The organism is Bacillus sp. FJAT-28004 (genome assembly GCF_001280845.1).
Lineage (GTDB): Bacteria > Bacillota > Bacilli > Paenibacillales > Paenibacillaceae > Pristimantibacillus.
Genome location: NZ_LGHP01000001.1, coordinates 2,789,954 through 2,798,731, shown reverse-complemented (window position 1 = coordinate 2,798,731; position 8,778 = coordinate 2,789,954). Strand labels below are relative to the sequence as shown.

Genomic DNA, 8,778 nt, shown 5'->3' with positions numbered 1-8,778 from the left:
TAAGAAGGAAAGTAAACGTGGAAAGAAAATGCCACAAGACCTTCTATGGTACATGTATAAACAATTAAGTAGCGAATAAGTCCAGTTTACTTACTGCTTATCATGCTCTGATCTGCCAGCTTGCTGATTCAACTAACGGGGAACGATAGTTGAACAAACATGGAGTAGTTTGCTGCGGCTGTTGCTCCCTTTCTTTATTAAGCTAACGGGCAGTTTAACGCAACAATACCTATGTCTTCTGCGTATTAGGTTATAATTGGGAAGTGAATAATAAGGGGGTTCTTATATAACTACCGTCATTCTAATTCTATTTGGTTTCTTAATTTCTTTCATTACCGTTATATTATTTTTGATACTATGTGTTAACATAATAATTTCTTTTATTAAAAAGAGAGCTTTTCCTAAAAAATTGATGATTGCAACGTTGTCAGGGGTTGTTTTGGCATCTTCAATCTATTTATATGAAATGTACTTTTTTACATTTAGTGATATTGATAGAGAATCCGCCCAAAAGGGACCTGGACCTGTAACATCCCCCACTGAAGAATATACGGCTAATGCTTATTATGAACTTTATGGAGGTGCAGCAGGCGGTGTTAATGTATGGGTTGAAATAACAAAGAATAATGAGAAGAATAAAGTGCAAATTGTTTATTATAGTGATGCAAAAAGTAATTTTTCTATGGAATGGGTGGATGAGGATACACTGTACATTCTAAATGACGATCCTAATTATCCAAATTCGAATAGAAGTATCAAATTAGAAATTGGTAAAGAGATTTATCACGAAAATGGTTTAGCTTGTAAGAGTTTATTAATGAAAGGCGAATATGAGACTTGCTACCAAAACTAATATCTCTTATTGCGCTAACGGGGAACGATAGTTTAATAATACATATGATGAGCAGGCACTGCGGTGGCCTGCTCATTGTATTAAGCTAACGGGCAGGTTAGTTTAATGGATAATACAGGAAATATTGGGGTGCACGTTGAAGTAAAGAGAGCAATTCATTTTAATAAGGGGGATAACAAGATGGGCATGAAGGCGGAAACGTTGGATTTGGAAATGACGGATATCTCCGGATCGAAGTGGCATGAGGTCAGAGCTGAGGAACTTGATATCGATAATGTCAGCTTGGCAAAGACGAAAATTAATAACGCAAACATGAGTGAAATGGTTTTGAATGATGTTAATATGAGTAGCATTAAAATCTCGAACGCAAATCTGTCAGGTTTAGGAATTCAGCATGTCCATTTATTTGGAACAGAATTTCATAATGTCGTCCTTCCTCAAGAAGGAGACGGAAACTACAATCCCGAGGGACAATATAAACCAGTAAGTTTTCATAATTGTAACCTGTCAAACGGATGGCAGCTGTTTTGTTTTGACTCCGCTAAATAACGAAGTTTGGTTACGCTAACGGGGAACTATAGTTGAACAAATAAGGAGCAGTTTGCTACGTTGCAGCTGTTCCCTTCTTTGTTAAGCTAACGGGCAGGTTAATGGAAATGATTTGTAGAAAAAACCTATAAATGAAAGCGACAAAAGTAGTGTAGGTCGGGTGGATTCCAGATCTCGCATATGCTGCGGGATCATCTGGCTACCCTCTCTGGCGATTTTCAATCTGGACACTTCTACCGGCAGTTGAATAAAGCGGATGTGACAATTCAACCAACGCTTGATAGAATCACGTTTGCGGAAATGCTATGCTGTTTTCGACGGTGCGCACTGTACATTTTGTTTTTTTCGGAGGTAATATGATGCTCGACTTACGTAAAATTGGAGCTTATATTTCGAAGCTTCGCAAAGACCAGGATCTGACCCAATTGGAACTTGCAGATCAACTGAATGTAAGTCATCAAGCGGTATCGAAATGGGAACGGGGCGATTCGCTACCGGATATCGGAACGCTTCCGCAGCTTGCGAGGTTATTCGGCAAAACGGTAGACGACATTATTAATGCAGGAGAAAACGCAAAAAATCGGGAGCACCAGCACCTAGGAACGATCGTTGAGGAGATCGCAGAGAACAGGCCAGAACAAGTTGCAGAGATGGTCAATACCGGAGAGGTGGAGGTGGAAGAGCTTGTAGAAGTAGCGCCGTTTGTAAAGGCAAGCGTTCTGCATAAGGTTACTGAACGATTAGACAGCAACGTCTTTAAATTAGACGTGATCATGAGGCTGGCTCCGTTCCTTGGAACAGATACATTGAATGAACTGGTTCGTCAGGCAGAAGAGGGCGAGATTGTGTGGAATGTCATTACCGGACTCGCTCCGTTCGTCAGCAGTGACACATTAAACCGACTGGTAGATAAATCGATTGACGGTTCCTTAGAAGTGCACAATCTTGTTGGAATTGCGCCGTTTCTTGGAAGAGARCATGTAGATCGRTTGGTACAACAAGCAGAAGAGGGCAGCTTGAGCTGGCATTCCGTTCAAGGGCTGGCACCCTTTATTAGCAGAGAGACATTAAGTCGTTTGGTAGACCGGGTTGTAGACGGCACCATCGATGCGAACCGGATCATAAGCCTCGCACCTTTTCTGGACAGGGAAAATTTCGAGAAGTTGATTGGTGGAGTCGAAGCAGAATATCTTAGCCCGGATCTGCTGGCAAGTCTTGCTCCTTTCGTCTATCAAGGGACATTGAGAAGGTGGTTGCCAAATTCAAAAATGACTGATTTATTGCTAGTAAATAAAAAAAGCCAGATCATTGAGGTGATCTGACTTGTATGTCGGCGGCTTGTAAATGGCGGATTTATTAGTATGGTTTCAAACCAAAACTAGTGCCACTTCAGATCATTTCCTCTTGTCAATATAGGTTAACAGTGTGAGTATAAATAACCCAAATGCAAACATGATTGAAAGAGCTTGAAATATATCCATGCTTACAACCTCCACCTTTCTAGTGAGGTGTCCGCCGTGTACAAGTCGTCTAAGGTAAATATAATGTATAATGGGTATTTCTGGAAGTGTTGAATGAACTAAATATATTTAAGTACTTATTCTACATAATGTGATAAGAAGGCTATTTAAACTACAAAAATGAGGATTTATATGGCTTTTCATAGGGCATTTGCAGGTGATAAAATAATTCAGAGTGGAGTAATTTAACCTATAAATAAAGATTACAGCATATTTATGATCTAGTAGTTGGGACATATGATAGGTTCCAAGAGTTACAAGAAGAATGGTAGTTGGTGGCGTTAAAGGCACACCTGCTGTTTGCAAAATAGTCGTAATGGTGATTTTTGCAATTATCACTCGTTAGCAAGTATAAGAAGTAGCTCTTGAAATGCTGATTTCAATTACAAAAAACACTCGAGTTCCATTGGTGGCTAAACGATCATAATCATAAGCCAGATTTGAAATGTCCATTCTAAATAAATTATTGTTTTAAATCACAAAGAAACCAAATAATCGCCCGCGTGATGGCACGCATGGTTGCGGCAGCTGACAAAGGAGAGCGAAACAATGAAAAAGTACATACTCTTCGATCATGATGGTGTTCTGGTTGATACTGAATTCTGGTATTACAAAGCGGGAGAACGCGCTCTGGCTGACATTGGATTTACCTTGGATAAAGATCAATACCTCCGCGACATGACCCAGTCATTGGGCACTTGGTCCCAAGCTAGGGCGGCAGGTATTGATGAACAGACCATCAGCAAGCAGCGTGAGGTCCGCAACGTCTATTATCAGGAATATCTAAGAACAGAAGTCATAGAGATTGAAGGCGTAGTTGAAACTCTAGCCGAACTGTCAAAGTACGTCCGCATGGCCATCGTGACGACAGCAAAACGTGCGGATTTTCAACTTATTCATGAAAAGCGCCAGATTAGACAATTCATGGAATTCGTCCTTGTTCGCGAAGACTACGAGCGCACCAAGCCGCACCCGGAACCATACTTGAACGGCCTAAAGCGCTTCGGAGCTACCAAAGAAGAGACCCTGGTTGTAGAGGATTCAAACAGAGGGTTGAACTCAGCCGTGGCGGCTGGTATCAACTGTGCTATTGTCCATAACGACTTCACAAAAACACATGACTTCTCAAAGGCCAGCTATCGAATCAAGACTCTGATTGAACTAAAGGACATTATCCTGAATGTAACCTGAGAGAGCATTTCCCGTACTCACTTTAAAAGTGAAGTGCAGTGAGGGCGGCGCGAACTCACGTGATGCCCGTGGAACGTGGAGCTTGGCTGCTGGGTACCACGGCATGTTCGGGTTGGATTAAAGTGTGACCGTCCCGACTTCTCGCAGGGTTCGTTAGACTATTTTTCGGAGGTTTGTGTATGGGTAAGGTAAAGGTAAATGCGCCACCGCACATAGTGGTCGAGTCACTTCACTGCAGAAGAGTGGCACTGTCGGTGGACACAAAAGTGCCAATATAAACTTCTTATAAAAAGCCATTTATAGGGCTTTTTTATTTTTAATGTAGGTAAATTTGTGTCAATGAGATACGCACAAAAGTGCCTACATTGTCAGCTAGAGACACAAATGTACCTACATTATCGCGTATCCGATCTGGCTGTCGTTAAGGGGTATTCAATTGTTAATTTACCAACTAAATAAGCCAAATATTATGTTCCCAAAGAGGCGTGGGTATGATTATTGGAGTACTGTTAAAAGAAAATAAAGAATTAGACTGAAAAATAAAGTGTTAGACTGAGAAAATAAAGTATTAGACTGGTAACGTCCCATTACGCTAACGGGCAGATTAACGTAACACTTTTCCTATCTGTTTCGTCTACTGTATAGAATGGAGGGAGGACAGAGATGAATCAACTACTTGTGAAATCGGTAGGTTATTTGGGGTTGTTGTTGTGCATAATGTTTTTGCTGTACAAAGTAACCTTGTTTTGGAACCCAATAGGCATACAAAAGCAAACCGTTTCATTCCTGAAAGCAGTCCAGGAGCAAAACTACGACAGAGCTGCGGAATTGTTTGGCTGGGAAGGGCAAAAGACCACGGGCAGCAAGGAAAGCGCTTGGAAGAAGTTGGCTGAAGAAGAAGGGGTTCGACTAGTATCCTTCAGTAACGTTCGTGCCGAATATGACGATGGTTGCTATTGCACGGGCCATGCGGATCTTGTGTTCGAGGTGAACGAGAGCCCTATGCAGGTTAGAGCTGTGATTACATATGGAGTAGGTGCAAGGCCGAAACAAATATGCGCAATAACACCCTCGGGGATGCAAGGCGGTTCCATTTCCCAGATAGCGGCATGGAACTCACTGGCATGCGGGAATAGCTCGTTTTGAAGTCTTCATTGACCTAACGGGGAACTATAGCTCAATTAAACAGTACGGCAGCCGGTCACTATTGAAGTGACCGGCTGCCGTTTCTCAACTAACGGGCAGATTAGCGTGGTAAAAATCTATTATAATTGTTTAGTTCATTGCTCCTCAATTGTTATGGACTATATAATACTTTTATTATCAGGAGAGGTGGCGATGTCAAATGACAAGGACAACAGTTTTCTCGGTGGGGCTGCATTTTTAGGGGATAACGCATCATTAGCCCAATAAACTGCGTGATTCCTCTGAATCCAATCAGAGGGGAATCAATGCGATTGAAGAAACCTAATCCTTTTCTAAATTTGGCTTGCCCACAGCCTCTTGGGCCTGGATCCTTCGAAATGGCTTCTTCATTAGTGGAAGCAACCAATATTCAAGCTGGCATGAGAGTATTGGAAGTTGGGGCTGGAACTGGCCAGATAGCGGCAACTCTGGCGAAGTATTGGGACGTTACGGTTGTTACATTGGAACCATGGGGAGATTTAAACACGATACATGAAAATGCAGAAGAGTTAGGAGTTTCTAATCGTGTTCTTGCTTTAAATGTTGTTGCTCAAAGACTTCCTTTTGCAGATAATTGCTTTGATGCTGAAATCAGTATTGGTTCATTTGAAATGATAAAGGACGAACGTCCTGAAGCGCTTAAAGAACTAATTCGAGTATCAAAAGAAGGCGCACGAATTGGAATAGCTGAACCGATGTGTCTTCATGAAGAACTTCCAGCCGATCTTATAACTATTGATTATTTCTGTGATTCAAAAGAGTATTTTCGAACGGTTGAATGGAACGCTAATTTATTCCGTCAATATGGCTTGAATATTACAAGCCAATATTATTTTGATGATGGCTACAAATGGTGGGTTGATAATTTCCGTTATTATGATGGGAATAAAGAAGAGATTCTCCAGGATGGTGGGCGATGGCTTTCATTAGGGCTTGTTGTTAGAGAAAAACAAAATTCATAGTTGGTAAGCCAGCCTAATAATCTGCAGTTTGGGGGTATGTCAAACCCTATACTGCTATTTTATAACCAGTCAGTAAATACGCTAACGGGCAGGTTAATGGAGCGGTTAGGTAGAATAAAAGGTATTAAAAGCTTTGGAAAATAGTTTCAGATAGGAGATGAGTTTGACACTGTGACCCTATTTTATTATATTGCTGCAAGCCATGAGCTTCCGACAGGCTCGTTCGGACAGAAAAAAACAGTTATGACGATTAATGATTACGTAACGAATGTGAACCCTGCCGCTAAGGATCAACTCAATATGCAAATACTACTGGAGAAATACCCAAAAGGGGACAAACTTATGGATGTCTACGATACGGAAGAGGATGCAGCAGGATTATATATAACCGGTCCCATAACCAGACAATCCTCGCATCTTTTCCGTCATCCATTTGTTTACCAAGTGAACCCCGAAGGAGGTTCCTTCGAGATCAATGACGAAATTAAACATTCTCACCCCATTTTATACCAGACAAGCAAAAAGTGCTTAGTAGAGCTTTTCAAATATTTACGCCGTAATATGGAAATTGGTGAGGACTTAGAACTGTATTGCTGCTGGGCGCACGGACAAGAGAGATTTTCGGATGCTCCTAAAAAAGAACTCGATCTCGTGATTGAACTATCCACATTTCGATTGGGGAATGAGTTCGCGTGGAAAGAACGTCAGTATATAAGCGTTAAGCAGTGAGCCAAGGTACCGTTTTCCATTACGATAACGAGGAACGATAGCGCAATAAAATGTAAGAGAAGCCTGTCAAAGGCCGGTTGCTTATTCTAATGAATACGGAGGGAATACGTTGTCTTTAGAAATGCGAATTACTGGTTTGTGGTCCTTAGATGACTTATATGCTCCGGGCGCTATGGAGGATGTTATTGTTACTTTCCTTCCCAGTGGTGAAGGTTGGTTGTACTTTGCTCATCCATGCCAAAATATTGTGGAAAAGTTCAAATGGGTAATCGATGAGCTCGATTTACTACACATTAAAGGAACGACGACAACAATGTTCTATGATGTAGACGAGGGCGACGAGTTAGCGCTGGATAGCTTTTTTGATGAAAGATCCGATTTGGAAATCCTCGATGTAAAGGTAGATATTAAGAAAGAGCTTACTCCCCGCGGGGAAAATGAGGTGATTACATTTTCAAAACCATTGTGGTTTACAGATAACAAATTTGCTTTAGTACATAGAGAATTCGCTCGTATTAAACCGCCTTCATTTAGTTATAGTTGGCGTTCAACTAACGGAGAACTATAGCTTAATAATCACCAGAATGAGGCTGCAGGCATGATACGGCAGCCTCGTTGAGCTAACAGGCAGATTACGCAAATGAATACTCTTCCCTTACCTGGATAGATTAAGTTGTGATTGGTGGATTTAGGTATAGGAAGGGGAAATTATCTTGAAGGTTTTAATTTGCTTTGTAATCATACTTTCAATTGTCGGAACACAAACCACTTTTTGTAATGCAGTTGGTGAGAAGCCAATTGAGGACTCAAGGGAGCTGCAACTTCAAGATATGCTGGTGTTGCTATTATTACCGCAAATGCGAGAGAAACTTGCTGAAGTATATTCAGATGTACTTTCAGCACCAGGCTCACCAGATATTTATCCTTATTTTGTTGATGTGACGCACACCGAAAGGGTAAATGGTTTCCGTGGTTTTGATTTTTTAATTACACTTGATGCGCGCCCAACAGTTGGCCCTCATATCCCAATCGGTGAAGATGTTTTTACATATAGGATCTCAGCTGCTGGGATCGAACTGAAAAATTTTGAACATCTTAGAGGACCGAATAAGGACGAATTCCCCCAAAATTACCAGGATCTTTTGAAGTAACGGGACAACATAGCACAATACGGACCACAACGAGGCAGCCGACATCAACCGGTTGCCTTTTCCACGCTAACGGACTGGAAGGTTAAATAGCCATAAACTTATTGAATTATTATAATTAGGATTATAAACAGTATGGATATCGTCAGGAGGGATGCCAAGTTCGGAAATATGCATTTACAAAAAGTAATCCGAATCATGAGACTCTTATTTTTATATTAACTAAACATGATTCTATTGGAATACCAATTCTGATAGCAGGATTAGGCTTCCAGATCTCAATTATCATTTCAAGGCTGAAACAAACAAAGTGAAATTATTCAGCTAACGGGACACGTTAGTTGAACAAATAAGGAACGATTTCCTTATTTAGTTGCTATGTGATATGACTTTCTGGTTAATGGCATTATAAGATGAATAAGCATCTGCAACTGAAGAATAAGAACCAAGTGGATAAGTTCTAAGTATTGGGAGGTATAACATTGAGTGACTCAAAACAAATTCATGAAATAACTAAGCTCTTGGCATTATGTTGGGATGAAAACAGAGAATTGAGTTTCGGTGAAATGATAGATAATATATTTTCATTTTCGAAAGGCCATACTCAAAATGAATTCTGGAATATGGAAACCAAACAGTGT

The 8,778-nt window shown here is 40.8% G+C and carries 10 protein-coding genes; 9 read left to right on the top strand and 1 reads right to left on the bottom strand.

Going from position 1 to position 8,778, the window contains the following annotated elements; translation table 11 throughout:
- Positions 1-412: 412 nt before the first annotated feature.
- The 3 genes from AC787_RS12210 (at position 413) to AC787_RS32935 (ending at position 2,724) form a co-directional block, all read left to right on the top strand.
- Positions 413-853: a DUF5412 family protein gene (locus AC787_RS12210; protein ID WP_235561070.1), complete on the top strand. Its 441-nt coding sequence runs from the start codon at positions 413-415 to the stop codon at positions 851-853.
- Between the two features lie 180 nt (positions 854-1,033).
- Positions 1,034-1,402 carry a pentapeptide repeat-containing protein gene (locus AC787_RS12205; RefSeq protein ID WP_082360730.1) on the top strand — a complete coding sequence of 123 codons (369 nt, stop codon included), beginning with the start codon at positions 1,034-1,036 and terminating at the stop codon, positions 1,400-1,402.
- Between the two features lie 356 nt (positions 1,403-1,758).
- Positions 1,759-2,724 (top strand): helix-turn-helix domain-containing protein, encoded by a 966-nt coding sequence (locus AC787_RS32935; RefSeq protein ID WP_161807534.1) that lies wholly within the window; start codon positions 1,759-1,761, stop codon positions 2,722-2,724.
- Between the two features lie 72 nt (positions 2,725-2,796).
- On the opposite strand, the gene AC787_RS34795 is transcribed toward AC787_RS32935, so the two are convergent.
- Positions 2,797-2,883 carry a putative holin-like toxin gene (locus AC787_RS34795; protein ID WP_268760193.1) on the bottom strand — a complete coding sequence of 29 codons (87 nt, stop codon included), beginning with the start codon at positions 2,881-2,883 and terminating at the stop codon, positions 2,797-2,799.
- A 588-nt stretch (positions 2,884-3,471) separates the two neighbouring features.
- Here AC787_RS34795 and AC787_RS12195 point away from each other — a divergent pair.
- The 6 genes from AC787_RS12195 (at position 3,472) to AC787_RS12170 (ending at position 8,140) form a co-directional block, all read left to right on the top strand.
- Positions 3,472-4,113, top strand: a complete 642-nt coding sequence (locus tag AC787_RS12195) for an HAD family hydrolase (protein ID WP_054025037.1) — start codon at positions 3,472-3,474, stop codon at positions 4,111-4,113.
- 663 nt (positions 4,114-4,776) lie between these two features.
- Positions 4,777-5,259: a hypothetical protein gene (locus tag AC787_RS12190; RefSeq protein ID WP_054025036.1), complete on the top strand. Its 483-nt coding sequence runs from the start codon at positions 4,777-4,779 to the stop codon at positions 5,257-5,259.
- Between the two features lie 311 nt (positions 5,260-5,570).
- Positions 5,571-6,260, top strand: a complete 690-nt coding sequence (locus tag AC787_RS12185) for a class I SAM-dependent methyltransferase (protein WP_161807533.1) — start codon at positions 5,571-5,573, stop codon at positions 6,258-6,260.
- A gap of 171 nt (positions 6,261-6,431) precedes the next feature.
- Positions 6,432-6,989 carry a hypothetical protein gene (locus AC787_RS12180; RefSeq protein WP_054025034.1) on the top strand — a complete coding sequence of 186 codons (558 nt, stop codon included), beginning with the start codon at positions 6,432-6,434 and terminating at the stop codon, positions 6,987-6,989.
- A 109-nt stretch (positions 6,990-7,098) separates the two neighbouring features.
- Positions 7,099-7,557, top strand: a complete 459-nt coding sequence (locus AC787_RS12175) for a hypothetical protein (protein WP_054025033.1) — start codon at positions 7,099-7,101, stop codon at positions 7,555-7,557.
- Positions 7,558-7,702: 145 nt separating this feature from the next.
- Entirely contained in the window at positions 7,703-8,140 is a 438-nt protein-coding gene (locus AC787_RS12170; protein ID WP_054025032.1) for a DUF3888 domain-containing protein, read from the top strand.
- Positions 8,141-8,778: the final 638 nt, after the last annotated feature.